Genomic DNA, 21,080 nt, shown 5'->3' on the forward strand with positions numbered 1-21,080 from the left:
AATGATATTGATCACAGATAATGCTCGATATCATCATGCCAAACTTCACAACGAGTGGCGTGAAGAGCATGCCAATCGTTTCCTTCTCGATTTTTTGCCACCCTACAGTCCGGACCTTAATCCCGTAGAGCGAGTGTGGAAACTTTTACGCCGAAATTGTTTACACAATCGGTACTTCCATACCCTCAAAGAAATTGAAATGGCGGTCGAGTCACAGTTTCTGAACTGGGCTCACGGCAGCGAGACACTGAGAAGGTTATGCGCAATTAATTAAGTCGCTATGTATAAAAGCAGACAGTAATGACTCCTTCCTCTCCAGTGTCACCGGCTATGATCCCGAAACCACTGTTCCAGTGTGGTGCAGTGGCGGCAAACGCCGCGTTTTTGGAAAACCCGGACCAGGGCCATGCCCATGATGAACCCCCCGATGTGCGCCCACCAGGCGATGCCGCCGCCGATGCCTTGGAATACCAGGGAGAAGAGGCCGGAGACGATCTGGATCAGGAACCAGATGCCCAGGAAGATCACCGCCGGGATTTCGAAAAAGAAGGGCAGAAAGAAGATGGGGACGAAGGCCACCACCCGGGCGTGGGGGTAGAGCAGGAGGTACGCGCCCATGACTCCGGCGATGGCCCCGGATGCGCCGACAACGGGAACCGTGGAGTCCAGGTTGAAGAGTAAATGGGCCAGGATCGCCCCCAGTCCGCAGAGCAGGTAGAACAGGATGAACCGGACCGTGCCCATCACGTCTTCCACGTTGTCCCCGAAAATCCAGAGCATCCACATGTTCAGCAGATAGTGCAGCCATCCGGCGTGCAGGAACATGTGCGTGACCAGGGTCATGGTCCAGTCCGGAGAATAGCCGACCCACTGGGCCCAGGCCGGGTCCGTGGCCCGTGCCGGGACCATGCCGAAGATGTGGGTGAAGCGGAGCAGCTCCCGGTCGGTCATGGTCAACTGGAGGATGAAGACCAGAGTGTTGGCGATGATGATCAGCCACATGCCGTAGGATGGGCTTCGGCTGGGGATGTTGTCGCGAAGTGGGAACATGCGTTTCCCTCGTGTGGCTTTGGAGGTGTCCTCGTTGTAATTGCTCAAGCACTTGTGGCAAGAATGCCTGGATTCCCGCCTTCGCGGGAATGACTTTAGTAGGCACGCTCTTCCAAGCTCGTCATTCCCGCGAAGGCGGGAATCCAGGTACAAGGCAACTATCGGTCCTGTGCCTGAACTTTTGAGCTGTTAGTCCTGATTGCTGGAAGAAGCCTGTTCCGGAGTGACCAAGGCGGTGATCCGGGCCAGAACGCGGCGGACGGCTTGGCGGCGCAGCCATTGCAGGACATCGACCAGGCCGCGTGCTCTCCTGGCGAGTTCGTCTCGCGTGCCCGGGTTGGCCACGACGAGGTGGCAGGCCCGGATTTTTTTTGCTTCGGGCCACTGCCAGGACTCCACATCCGCCAACAGATTCGCGTCCCATCCCCGGTTGGTCAGCAGCCAGTTTCGGCGGCGGTCCGGGTCGCAGGCCAAGCCGACGATCAAGTCGAAGTCCGAAGGCCAGCCGGTTTCCAGCAGCAGGGGCACTTCGGCCGCGGCGACCCTGTGTGTGCGGTGGGTTTGCCAGAAGCTTTCCAGATGGTGCCTGGCCAAAGGATGGATCAGGGCTTCCAGCTCCCGGCGCAGGCGTGGCGTCTCCCGCAAAGCGTTCAGCAGGGCGTGCTTGTCCACCGGGCCTTCGGGGTCCGGAATAAAGCGGTCCCCGAAGTTTCTTCGCAAGAGTTCCCAACCATCCCTCCCCGGCTGATACAATTCCGCCACGGCCTTGTCCGCGCTCCAGGTCTGTAAGCCCAGGGCCGCCAGTTCGGCCAGGAACAGGCTTTTGCCGCAACCGGGCATCCCGGTCAGGCCGACGCGCTGGGTGGTTCGGGAGCCGGCCAGGATCACCCGGAGCATGTCCTTGGGCGGAGGGAGCACGAAGGATAGAGGCTGGTGGGTGCGCGGATGGGGCAGGCCGAGTTTCCAGGCGTGCAGCATGGGGCGACGGAGCAGGGCGCTCAAACCGGGAACTTCGTCCTGCCAGCCCGTGAACGACGCCGGGCAGTAGGTCGGGTCGCCGAGCAGCGGGTGGCCCACATGGCGCATATGCACCCGGATCTGGTGCGTCCGACCGCTGGCAATGCGCACCTGGACCAGGCTGAAACGGTCTTCGGGCGCGGTCCAGAGCACCCTGTACGCGCTGTGCGCCGGTTTGCCTCCCTTCTCGGCCACGGCCATGCGGGTCTTGAGGGTCGGGTGCCGACCGATGGGTGCGTCCACGACGCCTTCGGGATGGGGACGTCCGTGGACCAGGGCCAGATAGACCTTTTCCACCTCCCGCGCGGCAAAGGCCGAGGCCAGACGCAGTCGGGACGGTTCATTCAGGGCCACGGCCAGCAGGCCGGTGGTGTCCTTGTCCAGGCGATGCACGATGCCGGGCCGGGATGTGTCCATTCCCCCGGCGTCCTTCCCGGCGAGTTCCGGAAAGTGGTGCAGCAACCGGTGGACCAAGGTGCCCTGGTCCAGGCCCGCTGCGGGATGGACCACCAGATCGGCCGGCTTGTTCAGGATCACCAGGTCGTCGTCGTGGTAGAGAACGCGCAGTTCGCAAGCTTCGGGCGTCAGGCCGGGACTCGGGACAGCGGCCCGCAGCTCCAACCGGTCCCCGGGAGCAAGGCGGCGGCCGGGGCGCAGGCAGGGGCTGCCGTTGATCAGGGCCAGGCCGTTCTTGATCCAGGATTGAATGCGGGAGCGGGCCACGCCCAGGTCTTCAGCATGGCCCATCCAGAACTGGTCAAGCCTGACGCCGCCCTGATCCCGAGCGACTACGGCGGCCAGAGGGGCGGTCAAAGGGGCGACCAGAGGAGAAGTGTTCGTGGTTGGGTCGGCGGGGGAGGACACAAGGGGGGGGGTGGGGCAAAAGGATCAGCGAAAGGAAGGTCCGCTGGACGTCTCACATGTGAGACGTCCAGCGGACCTTAAAACACGCCTGTTCGCTACTGGTCCAGGTAATATTCCACCGTGGTCACCACACGCAGGGTCTTGTTGATCTGCTTGTGTTCCTGCATGTCCGGCGCATTGTCCCGGGGCAGGATCTGGAACAAGCCCTGGTTGGCCCGGCGGATGCCGCCGAGCCGGCTGCCGGAGTCCGCGGCGAACTGCTCCGCGGCCAAACGGGCGTTCACCGTGGCCTCGGCGATCATTTCCGGTTTGACGTTGTTGAGCCCGGTGAACAGGTAGACCGGACCGCTGGCACCGTATTCCGCGCTGAGCACCACCCCGGCGTCCACCAGTTCGCTGACTCTCTGGCTGGCCGAGGCGATGAGGTCCACGTTTTCGGTGCGGGCCACAAGGATCTGGGTCAGGATGAATCTGGAGTCCACAGGGCCGGAGCGATAGGCCTGGGCCAGCAGGTCGGTGACCTCCAGGGATTGCATTTCCACGGCCTCCCTGGGCAGGCCGTTGCGGACCAGGAATTGGACGACTTTTTCCGCGTCAGCGGCCAGTTGGGCGTGGACCCTGGTCAGGTCGTCGCCCGTGGCCACGAAGCGCATCGGCCAGATGGCCAGATCAGCCTTGACCTCGGTTTCGGCCAGGCCCCGGACCGTCACGAATCGGTCGCCAAGCCGCCCTTCCACGAATCCCTTCCCGATGAAAAAGCCTCCCAAGGTCAATCCAACGGCGACAAGCAGCGCGGCGACGAACAACTTGAGCGGGGAATCGGACATGGTCAACCTCCTTGGGATGACGGGACGAGGGAATTGGTCGCGGCGACGGTGAAAGAGCGTCAGCGCGGCGCGGGCCGCAGGACGTCCTGGCGCAGGATTCGAATTTCAGCCTTGCTTTGCAACTCGGCCACAAAGGCCTGCGTGAACTCGCGTTGCCGGGATTGGAGCAGGGCTTCGCGCCACTCGTCCTGCTCGTCGAGCCACTGCTCTTCCGGGGGGGCGATGCGTTCCTGGACTCGGGCGACGATGAACGCGTCCTGCATCTCGTAGACCTGGGGGAGCCAGTCGCCCACCGGTGCGGCAAAGGCGTCCGCACCCAGGTTCGGATGAAAGCCCAGGCCGGGAATGAAGCCCTGGCGACCGAAGGGAGCGCTGGTTCGCAGCTCTTCGGAGATCTCCGCGGCTTCGGCGGTGATCGACTCCAGGGCCTGTTCGGCCTTGGTCCGGGCGGCTTCCTTGGCCTTTTCCAGGCGCAGTTGGGCCACGACGCGGTCCCGGACCTCTTCCAGAGGACGAACGCGCTGGGGTTCGAAGTCGATGCGCTGAGCCAGCAGATATCCTTCGGCCATGAGGATCGGGGTCTGGGTGATGGCCCCGTCCTGGAGTCCGAAGAGCACGGCCACGGCTTCCGGGGACAAGTCCAATCCGGAGGGGGATTGACCCATGGGAAAGAATTCCGAGGTCCGGAGTTCAAGGTCGAGCTTTTCAGCGGCCTGTTCCAGGGATTCCCCGACAATAATCTGTTCCATGGCCAGGTCCAGGGTTTCGGGCAGTTGCTCCAGAGCGTGCTCCTCAGCCAACCTGGTCCGGATGGTCGCGGCCACTTCTTCCAGGGGCACGACGCCGTTATCCCGGCGATCCTCGACCTGAATCAGATGCCACCCGAACGGGCTGCGCACCGGCTCACTGAGCTGACCGGGTTCCAGAGCAAAGGCTGCGTCCTCGAACTCGGCGACCATCTCTCCGCGCCCGAACCAACCCAGGCTTCCGCCCTGAGCCGCCGTGGCGTCCTGGGAGTACTCCCGTGCCATGTCGGCGAAGGACTCCCCGGCCTGAATCCGGACCAGTATTTCCAGCAATTCCTCTCGAGCCCTCTCCTGGGCCTCTTCCGTACCGTCCTCGGGCGTGACCAGGATATGCCGGGCGTTGACCTGCTCCGGCAGGGCGTATTCATGGGCCATGGCGGTGTAGTAGGTCACGATCTCTTCCTGGGTGACACGGGTGGGGTCGGCCAGTTCGGACGGGCTGATGTTCAGGTAGGCGATGCGAATCCGGGCCGGCACCTGAAAGGTGTTCAGTTGCGACTGGTAACTGGCTTCCACGGTTTCCTCGTCGACATCGAAGCCGTCAAGCTCCGTGGTCCAGGGGAACGAAAGATATTCCAGCACGGTTTCTTCTTGCGCGAAGGTGAAAATATCCCGGACCTCCTGGTCGGAAACCGCGGCCGGCAGGGCGATGAAGTCCTGAAGACGCTGGATGATTAGGTCGCCCCGGAAGTCGCGCTCGAACTGGGAAGGAGTCAGGTTGTGGGCCCGCAGAACCGCCTGGTACTGGGCCGGGTCGAAGCGATCCTCCAGGTCGAGGAATACCTGCATGCCGGTAATGGCCTGACGCAGTTCCTGGGCGGAAATATTCAGGCCCAACCGGGCGGCCTCTTGCTCCATGAGCTTGGCATTGACCATCTGGCCGAAAATTTGTCCCCGAAAATCCATCCGCTCCAGTTCGTCCACGCTGACATTGGGGTTTTCCTGGCGTAGGTTGTCCAGCGTCTGCCGGTAAACCCGTTGAAAATCCTCCAGAAACAGAGGACTCCCGTTGATTTCGGCCAGGACGTCGCCCCGCTCGCTACGGAAGCTGCCGACCCCCCAGAAGACGAACACCAGGATGATGATCCCGAATATGACCTTTACGCCCCAGGACTGGGCGTTGCGACGAATGGCGTCAAGCATTGCTGCTCCTTGCGTGATGCCCCGCGGCGAGAGCGCGGGAATAAAGTTTGATTCTATTTCTTGCGGGCTTTGATCAGGTTCAAGAGACCGCCGAATTTGATAATCTCAAGTTCCTTGGGGGTCAAATCATGCCGGACCGGGATGCCCGTGCCGTCTTGCGTTTGCAAGGTTGTTTCCGGGCCCGCGATCAAGGAAGCGCCGGTCAACTCGATCTCCTGCCCCAGGAGCATCCGTCCGTGGTCCTCCGGGTTGGAGAAAACCAAAGGTAAGATGCCGAAGTTGATCAGGTTGGCTTTGTGAATCCGGGCAAAGGATTTGGCCAGGACGACCCGGACCCCCAGGTGGCGAGGGCCGAGGGCCGCGTGTTCACGGCTGGAGCCCTGCCCGTAATTCTCGCCGCCGACAATGATCCCGACCTGGGCCTTTTTGGCCCGGGCCACGAATTCCGGGTCCACGCGGTTGAAGATGTACGCGCTGATGGCCGGGAGGTTGGAGCGCAGGGCCGTGACCGCCGCGCCGCCGGGCAGGATGTGGTCCGTGGTGATGTTGTCCCCGAGAACGATCAGCACCTGGGCCCGGATCGTTTCCGGCAGAGGCGGGAATTCCTCCAGAGGGACGATGTTCGGGCCGCGGAGGATCTCCACGGACGCCGCCTTCTCGGGAGAATCCGGCGGCATGATGAACTGGCGGCGGATGGAGGGCACGTCCGGAGGGAGAAGCGGCTTGTCCGGAGCCGGGCCCCAGGTGGAAGGGGCGGTGATTCGACCGTGCAGGGCGGCCTGGGCCGCGGTTGCCGGTCCGACGAGATAGACTTGGCCGTCCTGGGTGCCGCTGCGACCTTCGAAGTTACGGTTGAAGGTCCGCAGGCTGACCCCTTCGGACGTGGGCGAGCCGCCCATGCCGATGCACGGGCCGCAGGCGCACTCCAGGAGACGTGCCCCACTGTCCAGCAGGGCATCCAGTAGGCCTTCGCGGTTCAACAGTTTGAGAACCTGCTTGGAGCCGGGCGCGATGAGCAGGTCGGTGGTCCGTGCGGCATGCTTGTCTTGCAGCACCAAGGCCGCGGTCTTGAGATCCGTATAGGATGAGTTGGTGCAAGAGCCGATGGCCACCTGATCCACGACCAGTCCATCCAACTCCCGGATGGGAACGACCAAGTCGGGCATGTGCGGCCTGGCGGCCATGGGTTCGATGGCGTCCAGATCAATTTCAACGACATGATCATAGGCGGCGTTCGGGTCTGCTTCCAACGGGGCGAAATCCGTGCTCCGTCCCATGCGTTCCAGAAAGTCGCGGGTCTGGTCGTCGCTGGGGAAGACCGAGGAGGTCGCGCCCAGTTCCGCGCCCATGTTGGTGATGGTGGCCCGCTCCGGTACGGTCAATCCGGCGACTCCGGGCCCGGAGTACTCCAGGACCGCGCCGACGCCGCCCTTGACCGAGAGCATCTGGAGCACGCGAAGAATGACGTCCTTGGCTCCGGCCCAGCCTTGCAGCCGACCGGTCAGGTGAATCCGGAAGACCTTGGGCATGGGAATGACATAGGGTTCGCCGGCCATGGCCAAGGCCACGGACAACCCTCCCGCGCCCATGGCCAGGGAGCCGACTCCCCCGGCGGTGGGGGTGTGGCTGTCCGAGCCGATCAGCGTCTTGCCGGGTTTGGCGAAGTTTTCCAGATGCAGTTGGTGGCAGATTCCGGTGCCGGGAGGGGAGAAGATGATCCCGTAGCGGGCGGCAACGGTGCGCAGAAAACGATGGTCGTCAGGGTTTTGAAAGCCCATCTGCAGCGTGTTGTGGTCCACGTAGCTTACGGAAAGCTCGGTCCGGACCCGATCCAAACCCATGGCCATCCACTGGAGGTAGGCCATGGTACCGGTGGCGTCCTGGGTCAAGGTCTGGTCGATGCGCAGGGCGATCTCAGCTCCGGGCGTCATTTCGCCGGAAACAAGATGTTCGCCGATGATTTTCTGGGTCAGATTGCGTCCCATGGGGGTCCTCATGTCAGGGTTGAAGAGCGGCGTCAGGACGGATGGCTTTGCCTTTCGGCGTCAAGTCCGAACAGACGAATGCGGTTGATCTTGTTGCGTCGGCAGTCGATTTCCACTTGCAGGCGCAGTTTGTTCTGCTGCAACCGGAAAATTTCCTGGGCATGGACGATACCCTCTGAAGGTTTTTCACTGAACAGCAATTCCTTGATCCTGGCGGCGCAGGCGATTTGCTGGGCCTTGAAGTCGTCCAGCTCGACCTCCAGGGCGGCGATGGCCTCGGCCTCAGAGCTTGACGCGGCGTTTGGTGCGTTGGACGTCATTGACTGGAATATCTCCTCTCGCGTCCGACCCGGCCGGACGGCTTTGTCCAGTGGGGCGGCTTGAATTGGTTGCGGCGTGTTTTGGTCGTTGCGCCGGTTGCTGTTCTGGTCGCTGTTCCGGTCGCTGCCCTGGTCGTTTGGCGGATGCCGTGAGAACATGGTTGTAGAGCGTCCAGAATCCGGGCCACGACTCGGTCAGTTCTCCAGGGCTTGTCAGATGGATGCCGGGGTGTCTGAAGGCAAGCATGGCCGCGGCCATGGCCCATGCGGCATCCGGGGGAGCGAAGCGCGGGTCGTTGCGCTCGGGTCCTTGCGGCATTGGCTGAAAAAACAGGGATGAGTCTTCCTGACGCCAGGTTCGTCCGGACCAGTTCGCCAAGGCGTTGATCGCGTCTCGGTCGTACTCCAAGGGCAAGCCTTTAAGCATAGCTGCTGCGGGAGCTCCCAAGGCCAGGGCCACGGCCAGGGGCATGGACTGGCAGTGGCCTTGGATGTCGAGGATCGGTTCAGCGGGCCATGGTCCGGCTTGGGTTTGGATTCCTTGCGGGTCGATGGTCACGACGAGTCCGCAGGACCGGAGCAGGGCAAGAAGCGGATCAGTGGTCGGATCGCCCTTGGGCCACCGACCCTCGAGGCGCATGGCCCACCCCGTGATGCGCGACCAGATCAGCAGCATGGCGCACAGGGTGCGGTCCAAGGGGACTTGGAAGAGAGAGGGGGGGGCAGATAAATCACCTGGCGAGGCATCAGGTAGTCCATCGCGTGAGAAATCTGGTGAATGGTTCTGGGGATGGCCGCCGGGCAGGCGGGGCAGGGCGTGGGAAACCGTGATCGCGTCGGGCTGAACGCTGTAGGGAACTCCGTACAGGTCGTACATCTCGGTGATGGCTTCCATTTTGTGCCTGAGTCCGGAGAGTCCGTCAGGTCTGTCCCAGGTTAGGCGCAGTCCTTGTGAATAAAAGGGAGCGGCGACCAACAGAGCGATAGTCAACTCTTCGGGCGTTTCGCCGTCAATCTGCGCGTGTTCGGGGCTCCCGTTGCATTCCAAGCGGACCGGAAGCCCGGGAGCGTGCGGGTTGAGCTGGTGCAACCGGGCTCCAAGACGGGGAAGGAACTGCTGCCACGGTTTGAGGGCGAGCATCTTCAGTGAGCCGGAGCCGCTGAATTTGGCGATCCCTGGGCGGGCCAGGGCCGAAGCGAGCAGCAGAGCCAAGGTGAAGGGGCTTTGCCCGACATGAACGGTTTTTTGGTCGAAGTCCAATTCGGATACCCGTCTCGGGGTATGGGTCACGAGGTCGCGTTCCCAGGCCAGAGCGGCTCCTACCTGGTTCAGAGCCTTGATCAATTCGATCACGTCGTCGTTGGTCCGCACCGAGCGTGTCCGAGCGGCGGCATTGGCCGCCGTTGCCCAGTATATCGCGATTTCGGCCCGGAGAAGGTCCGTCGGTCCGGGAAGCGCCACGGGACCTTTGGGAGAGCCGGGGCGAAGAATCCAGGGCTTGGCGCTTCGAACGTCTTTTTGTTCGCCCAGGATGTAACCGAGATTGTTGCACTGAGAGAGCAATTGATGCCAGTGTTTGGATCGACCGCCCTCCTCCGGCTGGAGCACGTTCTCCCAGGCGGCCCACAAGGCTTTTTCCAGGTTTTGGAGGGCGGAACGATTCGAAGCGGCGCGTGAAGAATCCCCCTTTCGCCGGGCGGCAATTTCAGCAAGGAGCCTGGATCGGCGCAGCAGCGCGGCGGCAACGTTGCGTTCTTCTCGCAGCAATCGCTCCTCAAGGCGGTAAAGAGGTTCCCGCCTCTCCGCGCCGCCGTCAGGCGCAGTGGGGCTGGGTATGGCCCCGGAAGTGTTTTCGTGCGGGCTTCCGATTTCTTTATCAGGGTCGCTTTGTTGGGAGTAAGAAGGGCGGTTGTTCATGGTTGTCCTTTCGTGAAACGCTCGTATTTATCTAGATTTGCATCGGGATACAAGTCTTGGAATCAATATGAAATGCCGAAGCATTTCGGCGAGACCGAGAAAAACAAAAAAAGGGTTGAAAAAGGATTTCGCATGGGGTAGACAGTCCGCAATCATTAAGAAGAAGCTGGCAAAATGCAAGGTTTGGCAAACGGCCCGTCAACCAGCAAGCCCAACCAGCAAGCCCAAATTCTTCTTGCTCGGAACGCGAATCGTTTGCAGTGGATGCTGATTGATTGGTTCGGCGAGCTGGTGGTTACAGCAAAGTCAGTGGCCATCCCCCTCGAGTGACCGACTCCGAGTTTAAATTTTCGAAACTCACTGGAGTTTCCCGCATGGACAGTTTGTCTAAATGATTCGCCTTGCTTTCTTTTCGTTTTTTTCATTAGCCTCCGCGATACGGCCCGCTCCACGTTGCCCGTCAGCGTCCGCGTGGTTGTTTTGACTTTGTCGGTTGACACTTTTAGAACCGCTTGTTAAATATTGCACAAGCGCTTCGGTATTATAGCGAGTACCCCGTTTTCGGCACGCGACGGAGCACGTCTGCAATTGTTTTGTTGTGGCGCACCGACGCCTACCGGGGATGTCTTAAACCATAACCCAAACAACTGGAAAAGGAGACAAAACTATGTCTGGATTGGTTCCGCCGCATGGAGGCAAGGGATTGACGGAATGTCTGCTTCAGGGCGCTGAGCTGGAAGCGGAGAAGAAAAAGGCTCAGGGCTTGAAGAAGATCGAGCTCGCTCCTCGTGAGAAGGGCGACGTTTTGATGATGGGCATTGGTGCCTTCAGCCCGTTGACCGGGTTCATGTCCAAGGCCGATTGGAAGGGCGTCTGCGAAAAAATGTTGCTGACCGACGGGACATTCTGGCCCATCCCGGTGACCCTTTCCGTTTCCCAGGAAGATGCCGCCGCCATCAAGGAAGGCGACGAGATCGCTCTGTACGATTCCAAGTATGATGAAATTCTGGCCACCATGAAGGTCGATGAAAAGTACGAGTTGACCGAGGCCGAGAAGAAGTTCGAGTGCGAAAAGGTCTTCATGGGCGAGGGCACCAAGACTCCCGAAGACTTCTGGAAGGTGCACGCCGAGGATCCGCATCCGGGCGTGGACATGGTTCTGGGCCAGAAGCCGGTCAGCCTGGCTGGAAAGATCAAGGTTCTCTCCGAGAGCCACTATCCCAAGACCTATCCCGGCGTGTACATGCGTCCCTCCGAGTCCAGGAAGATCTTTGAAGAAAGGGGATGGAACACGGTTGCCGCCCTGCAGTTGCGCAACCCCATGCACCGCTCCCATGAATTCCTGGCCAAGATCGCCATTGAAGTCTGCGACGGCGTGTTCATTCACTCCCTTGTGGGCAACCTGAAGCCCGGCGACATCCCCGCTGAATGGCGCGTGAAGTGCATCGACACCCTGATCAAGGGCTATTTCGTGGAAAAGAACGTAGTTCACGGCGGCTATCCCATGGACATGCGCTACGCCGGTCCTCGTGAAGCTCTGCTGCACGCCACGTTCCGCCAGAACTTCGGCATCTCCCACATGATCATCGGTCGCGACCACGCCGGCGTGGGCGACTATTACGGCATGTTCGAAGCCCAAACCATCTTCGACAAGATCCCCTATGCCAAGGAAGCTTGCCCCACTCCCGGTCAGGCCCTGGTCTGCAAGCCGCTGAAGATCGACTGGACCTTCTACTGCTTCAAGTGCGACGGCATGGCCTCTCTGCGCACCTGCCCGCACACCAAGGAAGACCGGGTCATCCTGAGCGGCACCAAGCTGCGCAAGTTGCTCTCCGAGGGCGGCGACGTGCCGGATCACTTCGGTCGCGATGAAGTCTTGGTCATCCTGCGCGAGTACTACGCCAGCCTGACCGAGAAGGTCGAGATCAAAATGCACAAGGCCGCCGCTGGTTGATCGATTTTGATTTATTAGCCGTACAGCCGGGAGACGTCGGTCTCCCGGCTGTTCATATAGGCTTGGTTGTTTTTCAACACTACAACACCTGAGGAGGACGAATTATGCCTACTTTTGTCAATCCGGAGAAATGTGACGGTTGCAAGGGTGGTGAAAAGACAGCATGTATGTACATCTGTCCGAACGACCTGATGATCCTGGATGCCCAGGAAATGAAGGCGTTCAACCAGGAACCCGATGCTTGCTGGGAGTGCTACTCCTGCGTGAAGATTTGCCCCCAGGGCGCCATTGAAGCCCGTCCCTACGCCGACTTCGCCCCCATGGGCGGCACCAGCATCCCGCTGCGTTCCGGCGACGCCATCATGTGGACCATCAAGTTCCGCAACGGGAACATCAAGCGCTTCAAGTTCCCCATCCGGACCACCGCTGAAGGCTCCATCAAGCCCTATGAAGGCAAGCCCGAGCCCGGCGATTTGGAAAATGAACTGCTCTTCACCGAGACCGAGCTGAAGAAGCCCGCCGAAGTGGTGAACAAGAAGTTCGAGTTTACCAACGCCGACTACACCCAGTGCTGGACCGAGCCGACCTGCGGCGCCTAGCGCGTGCAAGTCTTCACTGACTCATTTTAGCAACCCCCAAAAATCTCTCAGGAGGATTTCGCATGACCACAATTCCTTCAAAAATCGCCCCCCAAGGGGTGCCGATCGCTGAACCGGAAGTTGTTACGATCGAAAAAGACGTGCTGATCATCGGCGGCGGCATGGCCGCTTGCGGCACCGCCGTTGAAATCAAGCCCTGGGCCGACAAGCACGGCGTGAGCTACATCATGGTCGACAAGGCCGCTCTGGAGCGCTCCGGCGCGGTTGCCCAGGGTCTGTCCGCCATCAACACCTACCTTGGCGACAACACCCCGGACGACTATGTCCGCATGGTCCGCACCGACCTGATGGGCGTTGTCCGCGAAGACCTGATCTTCGACCTGGGCCGCCACGTGGACGATTCCGTGCACCTGTTCGAAGAGTGGGGCCTGCCCTGCTGGGTCAAGGAAGGCGATCACAACCTGGACGGCGCTCAGGCCAAGGCCAAGGGCCTGTCCCTGCGCACCGGCGCCAAGCCGGTTCGTTCCGGTAAGTGGCAGATCATGATCAACGGCGAATCCTACAAGGTCCTCGTGGCCGAGGCCGCCAAGAACGCCATCGGTCAGGACAACTACCTGGAGCGCATCTTCGTGGTGAAGCTGCTTCTGGACGCCAACACCCCGAACCGGGTCGCCGGCGCCGTGGGCTTCTCCCTGCGCGACAACAAAGTATACGTCTTCAAGTGCAACGCCTGTCTTGTTGCCAGCGGCGGCGCTGTGAACGTGTACCGTCCCCGCTCCGTCGGCGAAGGCAAAGGCCGCGCCTGGTATCCGGTCTGGAACGCTGGTTCCGGCTACACCCTGGTCGCTCAGGCCGGCGGTGAAATGACCATGATGGAAAACCGGTTCTGCCCGGCCCGCTTCAAGGATGGTTACGGTCCGGTCGGCGCGTGGTTCCTGCTGTTCAAGGCCAAGGCCGTCAACGCCCTGGGCCAAGACTACTGCGTGACCAACGACGACATGATCAAGGGATACCGTGAGAAGGGCTATGCCAAGGGTCACATCATCCCGACCTGTCTGCGTAACCACATGATGCTGGAAGAAATGCAGGCCGGACGCGGTCCGATCTACATGGACACCGCCACCGCCCTGCAGACCACCTTCGCCACTTTGGACAAGAAGCAGCAGAAGCACCTTGAGTCCGAAGCCTGGGAAGACTTTCTCGACATGTGCGTCGGCCAGGCCAACCTGTGGGCCTGCATGAACATCGAGCCCGAAAAGGTCGGCTCCGAGATCATGCCCACCGAGCCCTATCTGCTGGGTTCGCACTCCGGTTGCTGCGGCATCTGGTGCTCCGGTCCGGACGAAGAATGGGTTCCGGACAGCTACAAGATCAAGGCCGACAACGGCAAGGTGTACAACCGGATGACCTCGGTCAACGGCTTGTTCATCGCCGGTGACTGCGTCGGCGCTTCCGGCCACAAGTTCTCCTCCGGCTCCCACGCCGAGGGCCGCATTGCCGCCAAGCAGCTGGTGCGCTGGGTCGTGGACCACAAGGACTACAAGCCCGCGATCAAGGAAACGGACGATGACCTGAAGAAGATGATCTACGCTCCGTTCTACAACTACGAAGCCGGCAAGTCCGCCTCCACCGACCCGGTGGTCAACCCGATGTACATCACTCCCCGCAACTTCATGGATCGTCTGATGAAGGCCACGGACGAGTACGGCGCGGGAACCTCCACGTACTACCGGACCTCCGCGAAGCTGCTTGAGACCGGTATGACCCTGCTGGACATGCTGGACGAGGACTCCAAGAAACTGGCCGCCCGCGACCTGCACGAACTGCTGCGTTGCTGGGAGCAGTACCACCGCCTGTGGACCGTTCGTCTGCACATGCAGCACATTCAGTTCCGCACGGAAACCCGGTACCCCGGCTTCTACTATCGCACCGACTTCCCCGAGTTGAACGACGACGAGTGGAAGTGCTTCACCAACTCCAAGTACGATCCGATCAAAAAGGAAACCACCTTCTATAAGGTGCCTTTGGTTCAGATCATTCCGTAAATCACGGAACATCAGCTGCGGGCCGCGAGGCCCGCAGCTTTTTCTTTCCCTCCACTGGACAAAAGAGGGTATCCCTGGTTTAATTCTCTGTTGCAGGCGTGAATTCGGGTGAATTCACGATTTCAGCCGAGGTTTAGGCCAATTCAGGACCTGGGGCCCAGTGTCAGGCAAACTGTACGGAGGAAACTTATGGAACATTCAGGAATACTTGTCGTAGGAGGCGGCTTCAGCGGAATCACTGCCGCATTGGAAGCAGCCGAAGTCGGACATGATGTGTATATCATCGAGAAAAATTCGTGTCTTGGGGGACGCGTTTCCCAGTTGAATCAATACTTCCCCAAGCTTTGTCCTCCTTCCTGCGGATTGGAAATCAACTACCAGCGAATCAAGAACAATCCCAGGGTTAAATTTTTTACTCTTGCCGAAGTCGTCTCCGTTACGGGTTCTCCTGGTAATTATACGGCCAAGATCAAGCTCAGCCCGCGGTACGTGAACACCAACTGCACCGCCTGCGACAAGTGTTCTCAGGTCTGTCCCGTGGAAACGGATTCCGAGTTCGAACTCGGTCTGCAAAAACGCAAGGCCGCGTATCGTCCGCACTTGAATTCATTTCCGTTGCGCTACGTGATCGATCCCGAGGTCTGTCTCGGAAAGAGCTGTTCCAAGTGCGTCGAGGCCTGCGCCTACGATGCCATCGACCTGGACGACCGGGAAAAGGAAATCACCCTGAACGTGGGCGCCGTGGTCTGGGCCACGGGCTGGAAGCCGTACGACGTGTCCAAGCTGGAAATTCTTGGCGCGGGCAAGGTCAAGAACGCCATCTCCAATATGCAGATGGAACGGTTGGCCAGCCCCAGCGGGCCCACCAACGGCAAAATCGTCCGCCTTTCCGACGGCAAGGCTCCGGAACGGATCGCCTTCGTGCAGTGTGCCGGATCGCGCGATGAGAGCCATCTCTCCTACTGTTCCTACATTTGCTGCATGGCTTCCTTGAAGCAGGTCACCTACTTGCGGGCCCAATATCCGGATGCGCAGATCGTGATCTACTACATCGATATCCGAACCCCCGGACGGTACGATAAATTTTTGCAAAAGATCCGTGAGGATGAAAAAGTCCTGATGGTCAAGGGCAAAGTCGCCCAGGTCGTGGAAGACGGCGCCACCGGCGACGTTCTGGTGACCGCCGAAGACATCATCAAGGGCCTGAAGAAAGAGGAGCGGTTCGACATGGTGGTCTTGGCCACTGGAATGGAACCGAGCGTTGCTGGACAGACCCTTCCGGCGGGCTTGCAGCAGGACGACGATGGATTCTGTATTTCGCAGGAAGCCGGAGTGATCGCGGCGGGGTGCGCCAAAATGCCCCTGGACGTCATGCGCTCGGCCCAGACCGCGACTGGTGCGGCGCTGAAAGCAATTCAAACCGTGGTAGGGAGGTAAGCAATGTCCAGCAAAATTGGTGTATATATTTGCGAAGGTTGCGACATTGGCCCTCAACTGAATGCAGGGCAACTCGCGGAATTCGTGCAAAGTGAATACGGCGGCAGCTGCCCGGTGATCAAGACCGCTCCGGTGCTATGCAGCCAGGAAGGCAAGTCCATGATCCAGGCGGATATTGACGCTGAAACCATTGACGGCGTCGCTGTCTGTGCATGCTCTCCCCGAGTGAAGTGGGACATTTTTCAGTTCGGTGAAAAGGCAGTTGTGGAGCGCGTCAATTTGCGCGAGCAGTGCGCCTGGACGTATGCCCGTCCTGAAGCCGACACGACGGCCGAAGGTGAAGTGCCGGAAACCCTGCGGATGATGGCTCAGGACTATATTCGGATGGGCATTATCAAGTTGCAGAAGTACGTTGTTCCGCAACCTGAGATTCCGGAAGTTACCAAGACCATTCTGGTGGTCGGTGGTGGGAACACCGGTCTGACCGCCGCCCTGGGCGGCGCCAAGCTGGGCTACGATGTGGTCCTTTTGGAGAAGCAGGGACAATTGGGCGGTTTCGCGGCTCAGATGTACAAGCAGGTGCCGTACACCTACCCCTACACCCAGGCTATTCCGACAGGCGTGGACAAGAAGATCAACGACGTTTCCGCCAACGACAAGATTCGTGTATTCACCGGGTCTACGTTGAGCAAGCTTGAGGGCGCTCCCGGTCAGTACACCGCCGTGATCGCCACCGGCAACGGCGAGGAACGCATTCCCGTCGGTTCCGTTGTCCTGGCCACCGGATGGAAGCCCTTTGATCCCGAGGCTCGAGTCGTGGAGACCGAAGCCCCGAAGGAGGAGAGCAAGGAAGGCGAGGAGATCGCCGTCGTAGATACTCCGGAAATTCAGAAGGGCGAAAATGTTTTGGCCCCGCTCGGGCACGGCAAGTTCACCAACGTGATCACCAACGTGGACATGGAGTTGATGGCCAAAAAAGGTGAACTGCTCCGGCCTTCCGACGGCCGTCCCGTTCAGTCCGTGGCCTTCATCCAGTGCGCCGGGCAGCGTTCCACCGAGGAAGGGCACCTGCCGTACTGTTCCTCGGTCTGCTGCATGGTTTCGCTGAAGCAGGCCGGCTATCTGCGGGAAAAGAACCCCAACGGCAAGGCCTTCATCATCTATAAGGACATGATCGTCCCCGGTGTTCAGGAGCTGTACTACAAGGCCGCTCAGGACGATCCCGGCATTTTCCTGACCAAGGGCGACGTGATCGAGGTCAAGGAAGATTCGGACGGGGGGATCATCGTCCAGGCTGAAAATACTTTGCTTGGCGAACCCTTGGAGATCAAGGTCGACGTCCTGGTGCTGGCCACGGGCATGGTGCCCACGACCCTGGCCGAGCCGATCATGAACTTCGCCTATCGCCAGGGACCGGCGTTCCCGGATTTGAATCTGTTCAACGGTTTTGCCGATTCCAACTACATCTGCTTTCCTTACGAGACTCGACGGACCGGCGTTTATTCCGCCGGCTGCGTCCATCAGCCCATGCTCATGGGGGCCGCGGAGGACGACGCTTCGGGGGCCGTGCTCAAGGCCATCCAGTGTCTTGAGTCCATCAATCGCGGCATGGCCGTCCATCCGCGGTCCGGTGACATTTCCTTCCCCAAGTTCAACATGGTCCGGTGCACTCAGTGTAAGCGCTGCACCGAGGAATGCCCCTTCGGCGCCCTGGACGACGATGAAAAAGGTACGCCGCAACCCAACCCGACCCGCTGCCGCCGTTGCGGCACCTGCATGGGCGCGTGTCCGGAGCGCGTGATCTCCTTCGAGGAGTACAACGTGGACATGATCGCCTCGATGATCAAGGAAAACGAAGTTCCGGACGACATTGACGAAGGCGGTCCCCGGGTCATCGTGTTCGTCTGCGAGAACGACGCCTATCCGGCTCTGGATATGGCCGCGTTCCAAGGCAAGAAATGGTCTCCGTACGTCAGGTTCATCTCCGTCCGTTGCCTGGGCTCCATCAACAGCATCTGGGTTGCCGACTCCATGTCCAAGGGCATTGACGGCGTCCTGCTGCTGGGCTGCAAATACGGCGACGACTACCAGTGTCACTTCGCCAAGGGCAGCGAGCTCTGCAACAAGCGGATGGAGAACATCGCCGAGACCCTCGGACGCTTGCAATTGGAACCGGAGCGGGTCCAGCAGAAGCAGGTGGCCATTGACGAATACGACAAGGTCCCGCAGATGATCGACGACTTCATGAATCACATCATCGACGACATCGGCGCCAACCCATACAAAGGCTTCTAGGAGGTGACGGAATATGGCACAAGTTAAACGCATTGAGCCCGATCTGCAGTTCATTCAGGAGATGCAGGCCGCGGGCGGAGAATCACTCAAGAAATGCTATCAATGCGCCACGTGTTCCGTGGTCTGCCCCCTGTCGCCGGAGGAAAATCCCTACCCGCGCAAGGAAATGATCTGGGCACAGTGGGGATTGAAAGACAAGCTGGTGGGCGATCTGGACATGTGGCTCTGCCACAATTGCGGTACCTGTTCGGACCAGTGTCCGCGCGGCGCGAAACCCGCTGACCTGATGGCGGCCATGCGCAACATGGCCTACCAGAACATCGCGCAACCGACGATCATGGGCAAATTCATGAGTTCGGCCAAGTACCTGCCGATCCTGGCCGGTATCCCCGCTCTGATCTTCCTGGTCGCTTGGTTCGTGACCTCCGGCTTTTTTGGTACGCCGATGGATGAAAATGGTCAGGTGCTGTACCGCTTGGTCTTCCCCCAAACGGCCTTTATTGACCCGCTATTCGGCTTGATCGCCGTGGCAGTGCTCGTGATTTTCGCCAGGGGCGTGCTTTCCCTGATCAAAATCTTCAATGATTCACCACAAGCGCCCATGGGCGGGGTACCCGTACTGACCGTGCTCAAATCCACATGGCAGGTGATCATCGACGAGATTCTCTCCCACACGAAGTGGAAGGAGTGCGGTGGAGACAATACTGACCGCTACTACGGGCATATGGGAATATTCTTTGGCTTTGTCGGTCTGTTCATCGTGACGGCCTATGTGGGTGTTGCTTACTGGCTGGGCGTGTTCACCGGCTGGGACTTGATGACCCCGTTGAGCCTGTGGAACCCTTTTAAGATTCTGGCGAATATTGCTTCCATCGCCTTGCTCGTCGGCTTGGTGCTGGTGACCAAACGGCGCTTGAACCTGGACGACGCGAAATTCAAGTCGTCCTACTACGACTGGTACCTGTTGGGCGTGATCTGGGTCGTGGCCCTCTCCGGCATGTTCAGTCAGCTGTTGCGCTTGGCCAATGTCCCCGGCGCAGCCTACCCGATGTACTATATTCACTTGGTGAGCATCTTCATGCTGTTCGCTTATCTGCCGTGGTCCAAATTGGCTCACCTGGTCTACCGAACAGTGGCCTTGGGCTATGCGCGGCACATCGGCAGGTCGCCCAAACCGCAAGCTTAGAGCCTCGTCTCTTCGCGTGATGATCAAAACCAGGGTCGTGAGACCCTGGTTTTTTTTAGGTCGAGCGTAGCCCTTGTCAGAACGAGTCGTTCAAGCTATATTTTCTGTTTCCGCAAATACACCAAGGAGTCATTTCCAATGAAGAAAGAGATTCATCCTGAAATAAGCAAGCGCAAGATCCACTGCGCCTGCGGACATGAAATTGAGGCTTTGACCACCCAGCGCAACGACGTCCAGATGGAAATCTGCGCCAACTGCCATCCCTTCTACACCGGCAAGCAACGTTTCGTGGACACGGCCGGGCGGATCGACCGCTTCAAAAAGAAGTATGCTTCCGTCGCCGGCGGCAAGGCCTGATTTGGAGAGCCTCCCCAACTGCGTCCATCCTCCCAAGCTTAAGGAATACGCCTGCGCGTTCACGGGCATGACCCAACGACGATGTAGGCGTTGTTCTTCTGCCGAGGCTTCACCCGGTGCCTCTTTTGGGCCGATGCCCTTAGGACTTGTTTGAACTTCCCGGTCACGTAATTTGCATTTCCAAGATGGACTGACTCGCCATGTTCGCCAAGCTCGAAAGCTTGCAGGAAAAATACCAGGAATTGGAACGTGAACTCAGTTCCGCCGAGGTCTTCACCGATCAGGAGCGCTATCGGCAACTGACCAAACGGCATGCCGAGCTGGGCGAGATCGTTTCCGTCTATCGGGAATTCACTCGTCTTTCGGCCGATGCACATTCCAACAAGGAACTGTTCAGCGATTCAGACCCGGAAATCCGGGAAATGGCTCGGGCCGAGGCGACGCAGTTGGAGGAGCAGTTGGAGACGCTGCGGCTCCGGTTGCAGATTCTTCTGCTTCCCAAAGATCCTTTGGACGACCGGAACGTGATTCTGGAAATCCGAGCCGGAACCGGCGGCGAAGAGGCGGCTCTTTTTGCCTCGGATCTCTTCCGAATGTACATGCGGTATGCGGAGCGAGTCGGCCTGCGCACGGAATTGATTCAGGCCAGCGAGAGCGGTACCGGCGGGTTCAAGGAAGTCATCGCCGCCATATCTGGAGACAAGGTTTACAGCCGGCTCAAGCACGAGTCCGGGGTGCACCGGGTCCAACGCGTCCCGGCCACGGAATCCCAGGGCCGGATCCACACTTCCGCCGTGACCGTGGCCATTTTGCCCGAAGCCGAGGAAGTGGACGTGCACATCGATCCAAGCGACGTGCGCGTGGACGTGTATCGCTCTTCAGGTCCCGGGGGGCAAAGCGTAAACACCACGGACTCCGCCGTGCGCGTGACCCACATCCCCACGGGGCTGGTGGTCATTTGTCAGGACGAAAAGTCGCAGCACAAGAACCGGGCCAAGGCCATGAAAGTCCTCCGCTCCCGACTGCTCAAGGCCAAGCAGGACGAACAAAAAGCCTCCTACGATCAGAACAGAAAGAATCAGGTCGGCAGCGGAGACCGTTCCGAGCGGATTCGAACCTACAATTTCCCACAGGGGCGAATCACGGACCATCGCATCAACCTCACCCTATATCGTTTGGAATCCGTGCTGGAAGGGGAGATGGACGAGTTGGTGAACGCCCTGGTCCAGCACTATCAGACTGAAGCCTTGAAAGCCGAATCCGACGACGGATATTGA

16 protein-coding genes are annotated in these 21,080 nt (G+C 59.8%); 9 read left to right on the plus strand and 7 right to left on the minus strand.

What is annotated here, in order from left to right:
- Positions 1-274, plus strand: a 274-nt coding sequence (locus AC559A_RS14560) for a transposase (RefSeq protein WP_498818464.1), incomplete at its 5' end; no start/stop codon positions are given.
- A gap of 47 nt (positions 275-321) precedes the next feature.
- Here AC559A_RS14560 and AC559A_RS14565 read toward each other — a convergent pair.
- The 7 genes from AC559A_RS14565 to AC559A_RS14595 all read right to left on the minus strand — a co-directional run bounded on the left by AC559A_RS14565 (position 322) and on the right by AC559A_RS14595 (position 9,930).
- A complete protein-coding gene (locus AC559A_RS14565; RefSeq protein ID WP_498818465.1) occupies positions 322-1,050 on the minus strand; it encodes a rhomboid family intramembrane serine protease in 729 nt (242 codons plus the stop codon).
- A 189-nt stretch (positions 1,051-1,239) separates the two neighbouring features.
- Positions 1,240-2,931 (minus strand): dephospho-CoA kinase, encoded by a 1,692-nt coding sequence (locus AC559A_RS14570; RefSeq protein ID WP_498818466.1) that lies wholly within the window; start codon positions 2,929-2,931, stop codon positions 1,240-1,242.
- A gap of 95 nt (positions 2,932-3,026) precedes the next feature.
- A complete protein-coding gene (locus AC559A_RS14575) occupies positions 3,027-3,758 on the minus strand; it encodes an SIMPL domain-containing protein (protein WP_028573221.1) in 732 nt (243 codons plus the stop codon).
- Between the two features lie 59 nt (positions 3,759-3,817).
- The gene (locus AC559A_RS14580; RefSeq protein WP_498818467.1) at positions 3,818-5,707 is read right to left on the minus strand and encodes a peptidylprolyl isomerase; all 1,890 of its coding nucleotides are present in this window, start codon (positions 5,705-5,707) and stop codon (positions 3,818-3,820) included.
- A 53-nt stretch (positions 5,708-5,760) separates the two neighbouring features.
- The gene (locus AC559A_RS14585) at positions 5,761-7,692 is read right to left on the minus strand and encodes an aconitate hydratase (protein ID WP_498818468.1); all 1,932 of its coding nucleotides are present in this window, start codon (positions 7,690-7,692) and stop codon (positions 5,761-5,763) included.
- Between the two features lie 32 nt (positions 7,693-7,724).
- Complete coding sequence (locus tag AC559A_RS14590; protein ID WP_028573224.1) at positions 7,725-8,012, minus strand: hypothetical protein; 288 nt, start codon at positions 8,010-8,012, stop codon at positions 7,725-7,727.
- Positions 7,975-9,930, minus strand: a complete 1,956-nt coding sequence (locus AC559A_RS14595) for a hypothetical protein (RefSeq protein ID WP_498818469.1) — start codon at positions 9,928-9,930, stop codon at positions 7,975-7,977. The genes AC559A_RS14590 and AC559A_RS14595 overlap by 38 nt, the downstream gene beginning before the upstream one ends.
- Positions 9,931-10,597: 667 nt before the next feature.
- On the opposite strand from AC559A_RS14595, the gene sat reads away from it, so the two are divergent.
- The 8 genes from sat (at position 10,598) to prfA (ending at position 21,080) form a co-directional block, all read left to right on the plus strand.
- Positions 10,598-11,884 carry a sulfate adenylyltransferase gene (gene sat, locus AC559A_RS14600; protein WP_028573226.1) on the plus strand — a complete coding sequence of 429 codons (1,287 nt, stop codon included), beginning with the start codon at positions 10,598-10,600 and terminating at the stop codon, positions 11,882-11,884.
- Positions 11,885-11,988: 104 nt separating this feature from the next.
- On the plus strand, positions 11,989-12,483 hold the full coding sequence (aprB, locus tag AC559A_RS14605; protein WP_028573227.1) for an adenylyl-sulfate reductase subunit beta: 495 nt from the start codon (positions 11,989-11,991) through the stop codon (positions 12,481-12,483).
- 62 nt (positions 12,484-12,545) lie between these two features.
- Positions 12,546-14,528, plus strand: coding sequence for an adenylyl-sulfate reductase subunit alpha (aprA, locus tag AC559A_RS14610; RefSeq protein ID WP_028573228.1), 1,983 nt, complete (start codon positions 12,546-12,548; stop codon positions 14,526-14,528).
- Between the two features lie 189 nt (positions 14,529-14,717).
- Entirely contained in the window at positions 14,718-15,965 is a 1,248-nt protein-coding gene (locus tag AC559A_RS14615) for an FAD-dependent oxidoreductase (RefSeq protein WP_498818470.1), read from the plus strand.
- Positions 15,966-15,968: 3 nt separating this feature from the next.
- Positions 15,969-18,260: a hydrogenase iron-sulfur subunit gene (locus AC559A_RS14620; RefSeq protein ID WP_028573230.1), complete on the plus strand. Its 2,292-nt coding sequence runs from the start codon at positions 15,969-15,971 to the stop codon at positions 18,258-18,260.
- 13 nt (positions 18,261-18,273) lie between these two features.
- Entirely contained in the window at positions 18,274-19,446 is a 1,173-nt protein-coding gene (gene qmoC, locus AC559A_RS14625; protein ID WP_498818471.1) for a quinone-interacting membrane-bound oxidoreductase complex subunit QmoC, read from the plus strand.
- A 138-nt stretch (positions 19,447-19,584) separates the two neighbouring features.
- Positions 19,585-19,803, plus strand: a complete 219-nt coding sequence (gene rpmE, locus AC559A_RS14630) for a 50S ribosomal protein L31 (protein WP_028573232.1) — start codon at positions 19,585-19,587, stop codon at positions 19,801-19,803.
- Positions 19,804-20,003: 200 nt separating this feature from the next.
- Positions 20,004-21,080 carry a peptide chain release factor 1 gene (gene prfA / locus AC559A_RS14635; RefSeq protein WP_028573233.1) on the plus strand — a complete coding sequence of 359 codons (1,077 nt, stop codon included), beginning with the start codon at positions 20,004-20,006 and terminating at the stop codon, positions 21,078-21,080.

It is taken from the genome of Desulfonatronum zhilinae (assembly GCF_900182865.1).
Taxonomy (GTDB): domain Bacteria; phylum Desulfobacterota; class Desulfovibrionia; order Desulfovibrionales; family Desulfonatronaceae; genus Desulfonatronum; species Desulfonatronum lacustre.